This window comes from Lewinella cohaerens DSM 23179 (assembly GCF_000379805.1).
In the GTDB taxonomy this organism is placed as follows: Bacteria; Bacteroidota; Bacteroidia; order Chitinophagales; family Saprospiraceae; genus Lewinella; species Lewinella cohaerens.
This window is the reverse complement of record NZ_KB903544.1, coordinates 60,950-77,505: the sequence shown is the minus strand read 5'-3', so window position 1 is coordinate 77,505 and position 16,556 is coordinate 60,950. Positions and strand designations below refer to the sequence as shown.

Sequence of the window (16,556 nt, the reverse complement as noted above, 5' to 3'; positions counted from 1 at the left end):
TTGTTTTTCGATCTAAAATTTGCCTAAATACCAATGGTGGAATTCTGGACACCAAAGGTGAACTAGAAATCATCAGGAAGGAAGAGGCCATCTACTCCGTCACCAAGACTCTATGACGATTTTGATCTGAACACCAGAAACGCAGATTAAGGAAGTCTGCAATTACCCGATTTTTCTCATCTTAGCTGTTCGTACAAAAACATACAACGATGAGATTATCCTTCCTTTCCCTGTTACTATTGATAAGCTTTGGCCTCCAATCGCAAAGTTCAATCGAGCGCGTCGAGCCCGCTAACTGGTGGACAGACATGCATAACCCAGAGGTTCAACTTTTGGTTTACGGTAAAAACATCGGTGACCTGCTGCCTAAAACTACCCACCCCGGCATAAATATTGAGCGGGTAAGCAGGGTGAGCAACCCCAATTATCTTTTCGTTGATTTAAAAATAACCGCCGCTGCTAAAGCAGGAGATGTCGTATTGTCGTTTACCAAAAATGGTAAAGAAGTTTTACAACAAGAATGGCAACTACTGGATCGTAACCAAGATCCCGCCATGCGAAAGGGGTTTGACAACGCAGATGTTCTGTACCTCATCACTCCAGACCGTTTTGCGAATGGCAATCCCGATAATGATAACATCGCCGGGATGCGCGAAACAGCTAATCGTAGCACCTTGGGTGGTCGCCACGGCGGAGACATTGCAGGTATGCGCCAACACTTGGATTACATCCACGATCTTGGTTTCACCGCGATCTGGGTAAACCCGCTGCTCGAAAACGATATGGAGGCCTACTCCTACCATGGTTACTCTACCACAGACTTTTATCGTGTCGACCCTCGGTTTGGCACCAATGAAGAATACCAACTATTGGCTAACGAAAGCCGCGAAAAAGGCGTAAAAGTCATCATGGACATGATCGTCAACCACTGCGGCCTGGAGCACTGGTGGATGAAAGATTTACCCTCCGAGGACTGGATCAACACCTGGGACGAATATACCCAAACCAACCACCGAAAGACCGTTTGGCAAGACCCTTATGCTTCTGCTATTGATAAGAAAGTATTCGCTGACGGCTGGTTTGTGCCCACCATGCCCGACCTCAATCAGCGCAACCCATTTATGGCCACTTACTTGATTCAAAATAGCATTTGGTGGACAGAATACCTGGGCCTTGCTGGCATCAGAATGGATACTTACCCGTATCCCGACGAAGACTTCATGGCTGAATGGACTCGTCGTGTAATGGAGGAATTTCCCTACCTCAATATCGTCGGGGAAGAGTGGTTTGAAAACCCCAGCACGGTAGCCTACTGGCAGGCAGGCAAGGACAACCCCAACGGCTACACCTCCTACCTGCCTAGCTTGATGGACTTCCCCTTGCAGCAAGCTTTCATAAAAGCACTGAACGAGGAAGAAGCATTCAAATCCGGTTGGATCACCGCTTACGAAATGCTGGCCCAGGATTTCCTCTACGCCGACCCAATGAACCTCGTCATTTTCCCCGATAACCACGATATGAGCCGAATTTTCCGGCAAGTGAATGAAGACGAAGACCTGTTCCGGATGGCCATGGTTTACTTTGCAACCACCAGGGGGATTCCGCAAATCTACTACGGTACGGAGATTTTGATGAGCAACGCTCCCGCCGGTGATCATGGTGATATTCGCAGCGACTTTCCCGGCGGGTGGGCCGGTGACCCAGTCAATGCCTTCACTGGTGACGGGTTGACCAGCGCGCAAGTAGCTGCACAAGACTTTACCAAGACTTTATTGCGATGGCGCAAAAGTGCGGAAGCTGTCCATTATGGCAAAATGACCCACTTTTTACCCGAAGATGGCACCTACGTTTACTTTCGCTACAACGACGAACAAAAAGTGATGGTGGCTTTCAATAAAAACGACGAGGGAACTTCTCTGGACCTGGAACGGTTTGCAGAGATGCTGGAAGGGGTAACCATCGGGAAAGATATTCTCACAGGTCAGCCCCATACCTTAGACAAACAGCTACAAATACCTGCACGAGGAGTAATGATATTGGAGCTGGATTAAAAGTAGTAGAGAGACGTGGGGCTAATCGCCCTAGAAGTAGAGGGTAGAGGGATTGTATTTCCCCACAAAAGCTAACCAACTAATTCCCAACATCGACTTACTTGACTGATGTTGAAATCAAGCAGGGATGGTCATTAAATCTCTCTACCCTCTACCCAAAGGACGCGAAGCGGCCTGTATCCCGATACTACTTTGACCAAAGTCAAACGCTAAACAACTTATGAATGAATGCATATATCGAAACTCCAAGACTCATTTTAAGAGCCGTTAAAGCAGAAGACGCTCCTGGCTTTTTTGAACTCGACTCAGACCCGGAGGTTCATAAATACTTGGGTAACCACCCCGTAAAGCACCTCAAAGAATCGGAGGAGATGATCAAGGATATTCAAAAACAATACGAGGAAAACGGCATTGGCCGTTTAGCCATTATTGATAAAGCATCCAGAGAATTTGTAGGCTGGTCGGGCCTCAGATACGAGACCATTGTTCGTGCTGGTTTTCCTTATTACGATTTAGGGTATCGCCTAAAAAAGAAATTTTGGGGCCAGGGCATCGCTACCGAAGCAGGCATAGCCTCCTTGCAATATGGTTTCCAGCAACGGCAGTTCGAAGAAATTTATGCCGCAGCAGACCTTGATAACATTGGATCCAACAAAGTCCTACAGAAGGTAGGTATGCAATTAATAGATCAGTTTGAATACTGCCAGGTGCCACACAATTGGTATAAAATCACCAAGGCAGAATGGCAACGGATGAAGTGATAATCACCACGCTTACTTTGTTTTCCTCCGCGTCTCTGTACCTCTGCGGCTGATAATCGCACAAAAGGGACCTAATATATCCTTTTCACCTTGCGCCCAGAACGCCACAAAAGGTAGCAAAAAACAAGGCAAGCCCCTCCACTGATTTGTAGTAGCACTTCTTCTGACTGTTTCCAAAAAAGATAACAAAAGGCAGCTCCAGCTATCAATAAAAGGGACAAACGCAGCTGCCGCAGGCCCTGATAAACCAAACGGCCACTGTTGCGCGTATCTACTGAAGCTAGATCCAGTTGGCCTTGACGAGCCTGGCGAAGGACGCCCTGCAACTCACCGGGAATACTCAATAATTGACTAGTGGTATCGCGGAGCACACGTGTCACAAACGAAACGAGGTTCCCCTTTTCGCCCAAAACAAATTTCTGAACATAGGGCCGTACCACATCCAGCGGGTTCAGCTGCGGTGCCAAGGTGCTACTGATCCCCAGCAGCAGTGTAGCCATCCGATTCAATAAGACATATTCTTTCGGAACCTGTACCGTGCTGGTGATACCACCAATACCAATGTTTTTCAAAAGTTCAAAAAGGCTATTATTGAAAGGATCAATTTCGATATTTTTAAAATCGAGCCCTTCCAGCTTGATTTCTTGCTGAATGAATGTGCGCATTGCATCGATCATTTGTTCTGCCATACGTTCGGCTTCGCGCCCAGGGGCGAGAAAACCCATTTTACGGCCAGCCTCCACCATGCCAGCCAGGTCGTTTTTGACAGCGGCTTCGATCAATTCCGATAAGCCCTCTCGCATAACAGGTTGCAAGCGAGCCACCGCCCCAAAGTCCAGAATAACGAGGGTGCCATCAGCCTGTACCAACAAATTGCCGGGATGAGGGTCAGCGTGATAGTAGCCATCTTTGAAGACCATCCGGCTGTAGATCCTTAATATTTTTCGCGCTAGTGCTTCCTGATCTACGCCCCAGGTCTCTAGCTGATCTTTTTTACTGATTTTCACCCCAGACTGGTAGGCTGTCGTCATTACTCTAGTCGTAGAATAGTCAGCAAAAACGATAGGGATAACTACACCTTCTTCCTCTTTTAAGTTTTCGGCAATCTCTTGCATGGCTCTGGCTTCTGCAACGAAATCCAGTTCTTCTTCAATCATCTGCCTCACCTGGGTGTACAGGTGCTCCATGCCTTGAATGTTAAACCACCAGGACATAATCGATTGTAAGCGTTGGATTATTTTCAGGTCTACCTCTGCGACAGATTCGATATCAAGATGCTGGACTTTAACAACCACTTCTTCTCCACTCTTGAGTTGCGCACGATGCGCCTGTCCGATGGAGGCTGCCGCCAATGGTTCTTTTGAAAACGTAGCAAAAAGCTGCTCAGGATCTGCCCCCAATTCGGTAACAACTCGTTGCTTTACCTGCTCGTAAGGCCGTGCTGGCACTTGATCCTGAAGACTCTCTAGCGGCTCCTGAAATGCCTCCGGGAGAAAATTGGTCAGGATAGAAAGTAATTGTCCTACCTTTATAAAAAGCCCTTGAAGTTCCAGCACTGCCGTCTTTACCCTCGTGGCATTTTTCTGGTGTAAAACCATAATACGCCGATCGTAATAGGCTTGACCAAATATCTTTTTACACCAATAAAGCCACAAATAACTGAAACCAACACGAGCGGCGACGCTATATGCCCGACGTGTCCGTTTACCGGGAGAATGAAGAAGTTTGTTGGTAGCCATACAAGGAGAGGATTTACTCGGGTAACAAAGGACGTTTATTATGCTAAAGTATTTCTGGTATAGCTTTATTTTTCTTTCACTGAATAGCTGTCAAACAAAGGCGCCAGCATTAGAAGAACGAATTCCTGTTGCAAAAATCTATCTAGACAGCTTAGTGGTCAAAGATTTGAGCGAAGACATGAGCCGGATTTCGACCCATCAAGATGAGATATTTCTTTTCACTTTTCTGCATCGGCAAAAAGAAATTCTTCAACAACATAAAACACACCAACTCGTCTTTTCAAAAGAAACATTTATGTTTCCAATAAACCTATTACTCGAACCACCAGAAGAATCAGACCGCTGTACATTTTTCCTTGTGGAACTTGACAATGAAACGCTACCACCTGAAGTAGATTCCTTATTGGCCAATTGGGTCCAACAGTCTGCCTTCCCAAAAAAGTTCAACTTCTTGCAAGCAGATAGTCTTCTTGGTCATGACGACCTTTTAGGTATGCAGTCCTATTTGGTACGCGACCTTCCTAAGCTACGTCCACTAAGTTTTAGCGGGCGCCAGTTATTCGATCGCTTTGTATACGAACTCTACCTTAGCCTTGATTAATTACGATTTACCCCTTATTAGCCAACTGGCCACAAGCAGCATCAATATCCTTCCCTCGGCTACGCCGGATGGTAACCATGACGCCATGATCACGGAGATAACGCGCAAAATCATCAATACGATGAGCCGTTGCTTTACGGAAATCAGCGCCATCGATAGGGTTGTATTCGATGATATTGACCCTTACTGGGAAACGCTTGCAGAGTTGGAGCAGGTTATGCGCATCCTCCAGGCTATCATTGAAATCCTGAAAAGCGATGTATTCGTAGCTGATCCGATTTTTTGTTTGCTTGTAGAAATACTCAAGTGCGTCCATCAGAATGGCCAGATTGTTCTGCTCATTGATGGGCATAATCTCATCTCGCTTGACATCATCGGCAGCATGCAGACTAAGGGCTAGATTGACTTTGGTAGCATCATCAGCCAGTCTACGGACCATTTTTGCAATACCAGCAGTACTTACGGTAATACGACGGGGAGCCATATTTAAACCATCCGGCGTCGTTATTTTCTCAATACTCTCCAGCATAGGAGCATAGGCCAAAAGCGGTTCGCCCATGCCCATGTAGACGATATTCGTGAGGGGGTGGCCAAATTTCTCAAGGCATTGCTCGTTGACGAGCACTACTTGGTCAAAAATTTCGGCAGCATCCAGGTTGCGGAGGCGCTTCATCTGGCCAGTCGCACAAAATTTACAACTCAAACTACAGCCCACCTGGCTGGATACACAAACCGTGAAACGATTATCATCCGGCACTGGAATCAAAACGGACTCAATAAGATGCCCATCATGTAAGCGAAACCTAGACTTGATCGTCCCATCCGCACTGTGCTGTACCTTATCTTCTGTGATGGCATTGATCTGATAGCCTTCCTCTAGTTGCTCACGCAGCGCTTTTGAGAGATTGGTCATTTCCGCAAAGGAACGGGCACCTTTCTGCCACAGCCATTCATAGACTTGTTTGGCGCGAAAGCCCGCCTGCCCCAGTTCTTTCATGACAACTTTGAGGTCGTCCAAACTGAGTTTACGAATGTCCATTTGTATGGATGCCTTGGTATTCATAGCACAAAGGTAAGTCTAATAGTATTAATACAAAACACCCGCTAATCAGTACGATTAGCGGGTGTTTTGTAGGTAAACCGGCGAAATCAATTTTCGGTTCACTCGTATTTTATGTTAAGGAACAGCACGAAAATAAAAACCGATTTTGTTTTTCACAATAGTTAAATAAACGATTCATTTTAAGTGTTTTAACTATTTGGAAAACTTAAGAAAAATCGCGTTTTATTTTCTGCGCAATACTAAAGATCATTCGCTGTCAAAGCGAAATTCCTGAATAATCATTTTTCCATTACGATTGGTCAGATACAAATACACGCGGTAGGTACCACCACTGGTCTTCATATTACCAATTACGTACTGGGAATCACTACTACGGGAAGCACCTTGATGCACCTCTGTAAAAGAGGAGACCGTGTTTTGGCCCAAAAAGCGCTTTACTTTCTGTAAAGCCTGTGCTTTATTGTATATCCCTTCCTCTTCGAGGATAGATAATTCCAGTGATTCATCGAAATAAGTGCCCAATGTTTCCATATCACCACTGTTCAAAGCAGCCGTAATTTGGGACATTCCGCCTTGGGCGAAAGTCACAATGGGAGATAACATTAGAACAAACAACAACTGTTTCATAAGCTCGATTTTAAGTTATCGGTAATATAACCAGTAACTTTGCTTCGTGAATTAGACGAAAAATGTACTTATAGTCACATTTTTCCTTAGGCGAGATAGTTTGAATAGTTGCAGTAACGTTGGCTACATTGCTAATTTGCAGCTCAGGCGTGGTAATAACGAGTACCAGTTGGTATTCATTGCTTAGCCTATCTCAAAAGTAAGAACAATTTTCCTGAAAGACAAGCACTATTGTTTAGTGTTTTGTTTACACTAAGTGCTTATATTTGGGCACTATAACCTATACTTAGCAGACGATGAGCACTAAAAAAGCGATGTTAGTTATTCTTGACGGTTGGGGATTGGGCCAGGTTCCTGGTGCCGATGCCATTGCACAGGCAAATACACCCGTATTTGATAACATTTGGCAAAACGCCCCTCATAGCACCCTCGTCACGTATGGAGAAGAGGTCGGTTTGCCGGAAGGTCAGATGGGAAACTCAGAGGTTGGCCATTTGAATATTGGCGCCGGACGTGTCGTGTATCAGGAGTTAGCACGTATTAACAAAGCTATCCGGGACGGCGATTTAGCTCGAAACGAAAAGCTACAAAACGCCATCGCCTACGCAAAGGAAAACGGCAAGGCTATCCACCTGATGGGCTTGGTATCGGATGGTGGAGTACACTCCCAATTGAACCACCTCCTTGCTTTGGTTGATATCATTGAAGCAACAGGTCACGATAAAACTTTTATTCACGCTTTTACCGACGGGCGTGATACCTCTCCGCAAGGTGGCAAGGATTACCTGCAAACATTACTCGCTCACCTGGAAGGGAAAAACACCCGCTTAGCTACCGTCATTGGCCGCTATTTCGCAATGGACCGCGACAAGCGCTGGGAACGTATTAAACTAGCCTATGACCTTATTGCAAAAGGAGAAGGTGGAACGACCAGCGATATTATTGCTACCCTCAAGGAACGCTACGAAGCGGGCGAAACAGATGAATTTATCCAGCCAACCTTGGTTACCAATGCAAAAGGAGAAACGCCTCCTGCATTGGCAGATGGAGATGTATTGTTGTGTTTCAATTTCCGGACAGATCGCCCTCGACAGATTTCTGCGGCGCTTACACAGCAAGATTTCCCAGATTATGAGATGAAAAAACTGGATGTTCGCTACCTTACAATGACACGTTACGACGAAACCTTTACCGGTTTAGAGGTGCTTTTTGAAAAGAAAGACCTTGAGAAAACCCTGGGTGAAGTTTTGGCCGCTAACGGAAAAACTCAAGTAAGGATCGCCGAAACAGAGAAATATGCACACGTCACCTTTTTCTTCAACGGTGGCCGGGAAGAGCCTTTTGAAAACGAACGCCGCCTGCTCATTCCTTCGCCTAAAGAAGTGGCTACTTACGACCTCAAACCGGAAATGAGTGCGCTTGGGATTACCGATGCCATCATCGAAGACATAAAAGCGAATCAGCCAGACTTTATCTGCCTCAATTACGCCAACACGGATATGGTGGGCCACACAGGGGTCTTCTCTGCCGCAATTACTGCCGCTGAAACCGTAGATGAATGCCTGGGCAGGTTACTGGAAACAGGTCGCGAATACGGCTACGAAGCGATTGTGATTGCTGATCACGGCAACTCTGATTACCTCATCAACGAAGACGGCTCACCCAATACTGCGCATACTAAAAACCTGGTGCCCTGTATTTTTGTTAATCAAAGATCGGATAGCTGGCAACTTCAGGATGGAAAGCTTGGGGATGTCGCGCCAACACTGCTATGGATGATGGGTGTGCCTGCGCCAACAGAAATGGACGGCAACATCCTGATCCAGGAAAAATAGCGACAGAACTAATTAGCATGATCAGCAAATACTTGTTTTACGCAACGACCATCATTACTATGGTCTTGCTATTCTCTTCCTGCAACCAAGCCGACGAAGCACAGGCCGCAGTAGACCGAGAAGACACTTTTTTTTTACTGGAAAAATTTTTCGAGGCCGAAGAAAAACGTTTGCAAAGTGCTAACATTGGCCTTGACAAAGAGATTCGTATCAACGAAAAAGAAGAGCAACAGCTCATCGCGGATATTGATTATTCCAGGGAGTTCAGCATGTTTCGCAAAGCAGATATCAACCGCCCGGCATGGTCTGATAAATACCAAGCAGATTCAACCCTACAGCAGGGCGGACTAGAGATAAAATATACCAGTCTTGATCCGGAATTGAAGACGCAGGAGCTCTTTGTGATGATGAATAAAGAAGGCGAGGTAGAAAAGATTGACATCGTGAGCCAAACAGAAACAGCCCTCGCAAGAAATAAAAGCTGGATGACTTACGAGCCAAAAGTCGGCTACCTCATCAAAACACAGCAAGAAAACCGTACGGCTGAAACACTGAATATCGAGATAAAAGGGAGGTTTGTAGCGCAATAAGGCTGAAGGAGTATCTTGCGCTTAGCTTCCGGATTACCTGAACGATAACCCGGAAGCAGCATAAACGCGGATCGTTGACAATTCACTAGAAAGTGTTCATAGTGTCAGGAGTTCAATTCCTCCCTTTTACTGGAACTGTCATTGATAACGATTACAAATATAACATTTTTACATAAAGTAAAAAACACTGTTAATCAGCATTTAATTTACATTTATATGTAAAAACAAAATACATTATAGATTTTCCCTTCTTCTTAATACTGCACGTACACCACAGATTTTTCAATGAAAAACTCTTCCGAAAACATCTTCTTGATTGGGTAAATTTCGGAATAAGTCCCTCTTGGTAATGCCTGTAGTTCTTCTTTGACGTTCCCTCCTTTCAGTGCAATAATACCATTTGGCAATGCATGCAACTGTTTATCGTGAATAAGCGGCATGCTCCAGGGGACAATTTTCTCCATTAAGGCTACTGCACGAGTGATAACGAAATCAAAGGAACGACCTTTACGCTCTTCTGCTCGTTGTTGAAAGCCTTGTACATTTTTCAAGCCTAGTGCCGTAGCTACTTCATTAACAACAGTGATTTTTTTACGAATCCCGTCAATCAATACAAACTCCGTTTCCGGAAAAAGGATAGCAAGAGGAATACCCGGAAAACCGCCACCTGTGCCAAGGTCTAAAATCCTGGCCCCTGGCATAAATTTAACCACTTTAGCAATAGCCAGGCTATGAAGAACATGGTGGAGGTAAAGGTTATCGATGTCTTTCCGAGAGATAACATTAATCTTCTGGTTCCACTCGCGATAGAGGGGATCTAACTGCTCAAACAACGCCAGTTGATCCGCCGTTAAATCAGGAAAATAAGTTTTAATAGCGTCCATACAGAAAATTTAAATTCTTTGACATTTTATTCCTCCCAGGGAGTAGGAATTTTAAAAGCTTCCCACAATGGAGTAGCAGGCGGCGATGCAACAATATGCTCTGCGACACCCGTACGTGGATGACTGAACCTTAACTGCCAAGCGTGTAAGTCAATACTCCGATCTGGATTCCTACGACGGAAGCCATACTTAGCGTCTCCCCTTATTGGGCAGCCAATATGGGCCAACTGTGCTCTGATTTGGTGATAACGCCCAGTTTGAAGATCAACCTGTAACAAAAAATAACGGTCACTTTTGCCAACTACCGTGTACTTTAAGCGTGCTTCAACGGCATCAGATGCTGGTTGGTCAAGTACTTCCGTTTGGTATTTTCCTTTCTTTTTACGCAGGTAATGCACCAACTCTCCTTCGTTTGCCGGCGGCTCTTGAGCTACCAGGGCTAAATAGGTTTTCTTTACGCTCCGTTCTCTAAATTGTTCATGCAGGGCCTGCATGGCATCTTTGCGTTTAGCCAAAAGCACAACACCACTCACCGGGCGATCAATACGATGAATGAGGTGAAGATGTGTTTGACAATAGGTCGCGCCTAACTGCAACAGAGAAGGATCTTCTGTTTGGTCAGGTTGCACGGGTATGCCATTCGGTTTATTGAAAGCCACCAAGTGGTGATTATTATACAGCACCTGATCACCAATTGGGATATAATTGTCCATTTTTCATTTTTTGACAAACTCAATAAGAAATTTAGCTTCGCTGATCGTCGCCCCCCACTTGAGGTTAACGAAAAATAATCTTCCATTTTTTTCAACGCCCCTGCAAACCTACCACACAATTTGCTTACAGTCAATTATTTAGAGGTATTAAAAAGGTAAAAAACGGTACGCTTATTTTTTTCTCTGTCACTAAATTTGCTGCAAACATCCGGTTTTTACCGGTATATTTCGGCAAATAAAGAAAATAAGGACCTTGAATAAGCTAAAGTGTTACTTAAACGGAGCAATTATTCCCGAGGAGACTGCTCAGTTGGGATTAAATGATTTGGCCCTTTTACGAGGATTTGGCATTTTTGATTATTTCGTTTTCGAGCGTTTCCAGCCTCGATTTTTAGAAGATTACCTCGATCGTTTTTATCGCTCAGCAAAGCGCCTTGGGTTGGTATCACCCATTGAAAGAGAAAACCTCAAGCAAGGTATACATCAACTCATTGCAGCCAATGAGCAACCTTCCGGAGGAATAAGATTAGTCCTTACGGGTGGCTACACGCCAGATGGCTACGCACCTACCGTTGGTAATCTCTTTATTTTACAATCTCCTTTTCCTGGGCCGCCACCTATTCAATTTGAGCGCGGAGCGCGGGTAGCCACCTACCAATACCAACGTGAGCTCCCTGAAATCAAATCCCTTAATTACCTGATCGGGATACACCTCTTACCCTGGCTAAAAAAACAGGAAGCGGAATATATTTTGTACCACGATGGTAAATATATCAGGGAAAGCGACCGCTCTAATTTTTTCCTCATTACGAAGGATGATGTGTTGGTCACCGCAAAAGACAAAGTGCTCGCAGGCATTACCCGTGCTAAAATATTAGCATTGGCTCGTAAAAGCGGGATGCAAACAGAAGAAAGAGACGTCTCTTTAGCAGAATGGAAAGAAGCTAAAGAAGCCTTTCTAACCAGCTCTACCAAAGGGGCTTTGCCGGTTAGTTTTATTGACGGCAAAGCCATAGGAAACGGAGAACCTGGTGCTCATACAAAAGCTTTGCAAGCTGCTTTTTTGGCGTTAGTAGCCGAGGAACAGGAGAAGTAAATTATTAGGTTAGGCTTTTGATGCTTAAATTAGTGTTTGATAAAAACCCGGATAGGGGGAGCTAACCGACATTATTCCCTCGACATGCTCTGTACCGTGGAAAAAAAAGAATATGCCAACGAATGTAAGTAAGACCGAGCGTCACGTAAAAAACCTCTTGCAAGAGAAGTTAACGCCCGATCATTATTACCATAACCTTCCGCATACCTTGTCTGTCGTAGATGCCGTGAGGCTATTGTCAGCCAGGCATGAAATTTCGAACAAAGATTGTGAGCTGCTAGAGGTCGCAGCCTGGTTTCACGATATCGGCTACGTAAAATCTTACGAAAATCACGAAGCCAACGGTGCTGAAATGGCAGCCGAGTTCCTAAAGGATTTAGATTATTCAGAAGAAGATATTGCTACCATCAAGCGGCTCATTCTAGCTACGAAGATCAGCCACGAGCCTACCGATCAGATGGAAATGATCCTGCGGGATGCTGATTTAAGTAATATCGGACGGGCAGACTACCTCGCTCTACTTTCAGGATTACGCCATGAATGGGAAGTTTTTCGCAATGAGGTTTATGACGAGAGAGCGTGGTACCAACTCAATTATAAGTTTGTAAAAGGGCATAAATACCACACCAACATTGCCGAAGAAATATACGGCATACAACACCAGCAAAACGAGAAGACGTTAAAGAAGCTGCGCAAAAAAAAGAAGAAGAAAAAAAAGAAGAAAAAATCAAAGCAAAATACTCGTACAGGAAATACGATCAGTACCAACCGTAGTGCGCAGATGATGTTTAAAACAGCACTGCGAAATCACATGGACCTAAGCAACCTGGCAGATAACAAAGCGAATATCATGCTTTCCGTGAATGCCTTGATCGTCACGATTGCTGTGCCTATGGCTGCTGGCTACGTCAATGATGCACCTCACCTGATGATTCCGGTTATTGTGCTTTTGCTGACTTGCTTGTGTTCGATGATTTTTGCGACCTTGGCCACCCGGCCTATTCCAATGACGGGGATCACCACACAGGAGGACATCAACAAAGGACAGTCTAACCTTTTCTTCTTCGGTAACTTCTACCGAATGGGGATCAAAGAGTATGATGCCGGCATGGATATTATCATCGCTGATGACGATACACTGGAATCGGCGATTAAGCGTGATCTTTATTTCCTCGGGCGTTCGTTGGGTAAAAAGTACAACCAACTACGCATTTGTTACAACCTATTTATGGTAGGCGTGGTATTATCCGTATTGCTTTTTGGCATTAGCTATGCTGTTTTTCAGTAAGATAGGATGCAGGTTTCAAAAATTAGGAACAGCACGAGAATAAAACAACTATTTGGGAAAGTCGCGACAAGTATTTGCTGCTGATTTTAATCTAACAATTCTCCAGATCAACAAAGAAAATCATGAAAACAGGGCTCAGCTTTTTTGCTTTGCTGTGCTGCTTAAATCTTAGCGCTCAGGAAAATATTCTAAATACCAATGGTAAGTATCTGACGATAGGCGTTGGTATTCCCATTCATACTGTTCGTGATCAAGCCCACACCCCTTTTGCTTATCGGGGGTCAGGTTTTCGCGTTTTTACGAATTTTGAAGAGGTTAAAGACAATGGAATATTTAGGCTGTCCTTTTCCATTGAGACTGCTACCCTTAAAGCGAAAATAAAGCCCCGGCGGGATACAAAAGGTACTGCCGAACTCAATAACATGGAGCTAAGCGTAGGTTATTACACCCGAGTAGGCGATGATGCTAGTAGCGACAATCGGCAATACGTGGGCGGAGCTTACAATCTCCAGTTTAATAACCGGAGCTATCCACTACCTACGAATAATACACAAAGCCTTCTCTTTCAATCTTCTCTTAGCGTAGGTGCGCTAGACCGCAGAAGTATTGACGGAAGTGATCGTTGGGTGGCTACGACCAGGGTCGACTTACCTCTCCTTACCGCGCTTTATCGGCCTACTTATATTGGTATAGGTCCGTTTTTACATATTCCTAAAACAGGGGGTAAAGAATTTTTCAAAGCCGTTGAAATCGTAACGCTGAATAAATTTTTCAAATTCACCGTGGGCGTTGATGCAGATCATCAGGCACGCGACTGGCGTACGGATCGTATTGCCTATGATTGGAGCCTGCTCTATACTCCTCTACCCAGAACCAAGCCAATGATCGCTACTGTGGGTAGCCTCGGTTATGGTTTTAGAGTGCTCCTGTAAAAACCGGAGGTAACGAAAAGTTCAGAGACGGTTCAACTTGTTTTTTGCGCAATACTTAGCATATCAAACTCCAGGCATGAATAATATAACACGAACAATAAGCTTTCTCTTTTTTGTCTTTTTATTAACGGCTTGTGGAAAGTGGATTGTAGGATCAAACCCACCAAATACAGTCAGCAACAACTACGATTATTTTTATAGTGCCGTAAAAGAGAACTATTCTTTCTTTGCAGAAAAGCAAGTCAAGTGGGATTCTCTGGATCAACTATACCGCCCTCTGATTAATGACAGCCTCAGTAATGACTCGCTGTATAGCATCCTTTCTACGATGCTTTTTGAACTCAGAGACGGCCATGTAAACCTTTATATCAACAATGACCGTTCCCGCAATGCTAATTGGTACCTCGATTATCCGGCCAATTTTAATCGGGGATTTATCAACCGACAGTACTGGAAAACTGATTATCAAACATCCGGAGCTTTAATTAATACTTGGTTACCCGATTCTATTGGCTATGTCTATTATGGTTCTTTCCGCTCTGGTTTTTCAAAAGGTAATCTCGACTATGTCCTCAACCGTTTTGCCAACGCAAAAGGACTAATTATTGATGTTCGCGAAAATGGCGGTGGTTCCATGAGGAATGTTTTCCGATTGATGGAACGATTCATTCCTGAGCGCACCTACTTCGGAACGATGCAATACAAAACAGGGCCAGGGCCAGATGAATTTTCAACGCCTGATAGTGTTTTCCTTAAGCCGTTGAAAGATTATCAAGCAATTGCTGAAGCCAAAGCAAAGCAGAAAAAGAAAAAAGGCAAAGAAGAGGAGGACGAGGAGAAAGAAGAAGAGGACGAAACGCCTACAGAAGAGAAAACAGGGCCGGGCCGATGGGCCGTAGCTGATAGCACCGGAATGATGCTCGACAAGCCTATTGTGGTATTAATAAACAGGCACAGTTACTCTGCGACCAACTTTTTCTCTGCCTATATGTCTACGCTACCTAATGCCACCCTTATTGGCGACCAGAGCGGTGGCGGCGGCGGTGTTCCCGTTTCCTTTGAACTGCCCAATGGCTGGAAGTTTCGCATTTCTGCTACCCGCACCTACTTGCCAAATGGTTATAATATTGAAAAAGGGATAAAACCAGACATTTACCAAACGACAGGCCCCGCAGAAGAACTGAAAGGTATTGATGCAATTATTGAGAAAGGGAAGGCTGTTATTTTAGAAAAAGCGGCAGCAGCCATCAGCGAAAAATAAACCATGCGTTATTTTATAGAACTCGCCTATAATGGCGCAGCTTATCACGGCTGGCAAGTACAGCCCAAGCAAGTGTCTGTTCAGGAAACGATCACCCATGCACTGTCGTTGATTTTGCGTTCCCCCGAACTGGAAATTATGGGCTGTGGCCGAACCGACACTGGTGTTCACGCCAGTGAGTATTTTGCTCATTTTGATTTCACGGGGGAGTTTCCCAAAGGTTTTTTGTCTCGGCTCAACAAATTCCTACCAAAGGACATTGCCATCCGGCGCATTTTTCCGGTCGCCGATGACCAGCATGCGCGCTTTGATGCACACTATCGAGCCTACCAATACCACCTGACCTGGCAGAAAGACCCCTTTCGCCAAGACACCATTTTCCACCTCCATAGAGCACAACACTGCGATCAAGCATTGATGCAGGAGGCCGCAGCATTATTATTGGAATACAATGAATTTCTTCCTTTCTGTAAAACAGGCTCCGATGCTAAAACCATGCATTGTGAGCTTTTTCGCTCGGAATGGGAATTCAATGAAGGAGAGTGGGTCTACCATATTGCCGCGAATCGCTTTCTACGAGGAATGGTGCGCCTGATCGTAGGCATGTCCATCTCCGTAGGGGAAGGTAAGTTAACCATAGCACAGGTTCGCCAAGCACTAGATAAGCAAGAGCATCTGCCCAAAAGCCTGAGTATTGCCCCCGAAGGACTTTTCCTGACAGAAGTTCGGTATGCCTTTTTGGAAGCCTAGGTGTCAATACAGACTTCTTCCGTTTTGCGAGAATATTCCTCCCCGTTAGTGAGCGCCAAAGAGTAGCAAACGGTAATATTGGGTGCCAGCCCCGATTGCACAAAACTATTGCGGTAGAGTGGCAGCGTGGCGATGAGTACACCATTCCTGAATACACCAACACCATTTATAGATGGGTTCTCTGAATAATCATAATTGATCGAGTAAATAACCCTTAGACCTCCTACGCCATCATAGGGGCTTCCCAGAATAGTAATTATATCAAATTCTTCATCAAGCAGCTGATTTTCCGGCAATGGAATAACATCATCTACACAGGTAGAAAACAGAATTGAGGTTAAAAAGAGCAAAATGATTCTATACAT

At 44.8% G+C, this 16,556-nt stretch carries 16 protein-coding genes; 10 read left to right on the top strand and 6 right to left on the bottom strand.

Annotated elements, in window-relative coordinates:
- Window positions 1-209 precede the first annotated feature (209 nt).
- Together A3EU_RS0113770 and A3EU_RS0113765 are read left to right on the top strand one after the other, a co-directional pair.
- A complete protein-coding gene (locus tag A3EU_RS0113770; protein ID WP_020536757.1) occupies window positions 210-2,051 on the top strand; it encodes a glycoside hydrolase family 13 protein in 1,842 nt (613 codons plus the stop codon).
- A gap of 224 nt (window positions 2,052-2,275) precedes the next feature.
- Complete coding sequence (locus tag A3EU_RS0113765; RefSeq protein ID WP_020536756.1) at window positions 2,276-2,812, top strand: GNAT family N-acetyltransferase; 537 nt, start codon at window positions 2,276-2,278, stop codon at window positions 2,810-2,812.
- A gap of 71 nt (window positions 2,813-2,883) precedes the next feature.
- Here A3EU_RS0113765 and A3EU_RS0113760 read toward each other — a convergent pair whose 3' ends face one another.
- The gene (locus A3EU_RS0113760) at window positions 2,884-4,551 is read right to left on the bottom strand and encodes an ABC1 kinase family protein (protein ID WP_020536755.1); all 1,668 of its coding nucleotides are present in this window, start codon (window positions 4,549-4,551) and stop codon (window positions 2,884-2,886) included.
- A 40-nt stretch (window positions 4,552-4,591) separates the two neighbouring features.
- Between A3EU_RS0113760 and A3EU_RS0113755 the strand changes: the two genes are divergently transcribed.
- Window positions 4,592-5,152, top strand: coding sequence for a hypothetical protein (locus A3EU_RS0113755; protein WP_020536754.1), 561 nt, complete (start codon window positions 4,592-4,594; stop codon window positions 5,150-5,152).
- A 7-nt stretch (window positions 5,153-5,159) separates the two neighbouring features.
- Here the strand turns inward: A3EU_RS0113755 and rlmN are convergent, their stop codons facing one another.
- The gene (gene rlmN, locus A3EU_RS0113750) at window positions 5,160-6,215 is read right to left on the bottom strand and encodes a dual-specificity RNA methyltransferase RlmN (protein WP_020536753.1); all 1,056 of its coding nucleotides are present in this window, start codon (window positions 6,213-6,215) and stop codon (window positions 5,160-5,162) included.
- Window positions 6,216-6,461: 246 nt separating this feature from the next.
- Window positions 6,462-6,842 (bottom strand): DUF4783 domain-containing protein, encoded by a 381-nt coding sequence (locus tag A3EU_RS0113745; RefSeq protein WP_020536752.1) that lies wholly within the window; start codon window positions 6,840-6,842, stop codon window positions 6,462-6,464.
- A gap of 296 nt (window positions 6,843-7,138) precedes the next feature.
- Between A3EU_RS0113745 and gpmI the strand changes: the two genes are divergently transcribed.
- Window positions 7,139-8,677: a 2,3-bisphosphoglycerate-independent phosphoglycerate mutase gene (gpmI, locus tag A3EU_RS0113740; protein WP_026211395.1), complete on the top strand. Its 1,539-nt coding sequence runs from the start codon at window positions 7,139-7,141 to the stop codon at window positions 8,675-8,677.
- 17 nt (window positions 8,678-8,694) lie between these two features.
- Window positions 8,695-9,267: a hypothetical protein gene (locus tag A3EU_RS0113735; protein WP_020536750.1), complete on the top strand. Its 573-nt coding sequence runs from the start codon at window positions 8,695-8,697 to the stop codon at window positions 9,265-9,267.
- Window positions 9,268-9,521: 254 nt separating this feature from the next.
- On the opposite strand, the gene rsmG is transcribed toward A3EU_RS0113735, so the two are convergent.
- Complete coding sequence (gene rsmG / locus A3EU_RS0113730) at window positions 9,522-10,151, bottom strand: 16S rRNA (guanine(527)-N(7))-methyltransferase RsmG (protein WP_020536749.1); 630 nt, start codon at window positions 10,149-10,151, stop codon at window positions 9,522-9,524.
- Window positions 10,152-10,177: 26 nt separating this feature from the next.
- A complete protein-coding gene (locus A3EU_RS0113725) occupies window positions 10,178-10,864 on the bottom strand; it encodes an RluA family pseudouridine synthase (protein WP_020536748.1) in 687 nt (228 codons plus the stop codon).
- Window positions 10,865-11,117: 253 nt separating this feature from the next.
- Between A3EU_RS0113725 and A3EU_RS0113720 the strand changes: the two genes are divergently transcribed.
- The 5 genes from A3EU_RS0113720 (at window position 11,118) to truA (ending at window position 16,191) form a co-directional block, all read left to right on the top strand.
- Window positions 11,118-11,960: an aminotransferase class IV gene (locus A3EU_RS0113720; RefSeq protein WP_020536747.1), complete on the top strand. Its 843-nt coding sequence runs from the start codon at window positions 11,118-11,120 to the stop codon at window positions 11,958-11,960.
- 112 nt (window positions 11,961-12,072) lie between these two features.
- Window positions 12,073-13,248, top strand: coding sequence for a Pycsar system effector family protein (locus A3EU_RS0113715; RefSeq protein ID WP_020536746.1), 1,176 nt, complete (start codon window positions 12,073-12,075; stop codon window positions 13,246-13,248).
- A gap of 122 nt (window positions 13,249-13,370) precedes the next feature.
- On the top strand, window positions 13,371-14,180 hold the full coding sequence (locus A3EU_RS0113710) for a hypothetical protein (RefSeq protein ID WP_020536745.1): 810 nt from the start codon (window positions 13,371-13,373) through the stop codon (window positions 14,178-14,180).
- 76 nt (window positions 14,181-14,256) lie between these two features.
- Entirely contained in the window at window positions 14,257-15,441 is a 1,185-nt protein-coding gene (locus A3EU_RS0113705) for a S41 family peptidase (RefSeq protein WP_020536744.1), read from the top strand.
- A gap of 3 nt (window positions 15,442-15,444) precedes the next feature.
- Complete coding sequence (truA, locus tag A3EU_RS0113700; RefSeq protein WP_020536743.1) at window positions 15,445-16,191, top strand: tRNA pseudouridine(38-40) synthase TruA; 747 nt, start codon at window positions 15,445-15,447, stop codon at window positions 16,189-16,191.
- Here truA and A3EU_RS0113695 read toward each other — a convergent pair.
- Window positions 16,188-16,556 carry a hypothetical protein gene (locus tag A3EU_RS0113695; RefSeq protein WP_020536742.1) on the bottom strand — a complete coding sequence of 123 codons (369 nt, stop codon included), beginning with the start codon at window positions 16,554-16,556 and terminating at the stop codon, window positions 16,188-16,190. The two genes, truA and A3EU_RS0113695, sit on opposite strands and share 4 nt — an antisense overlap.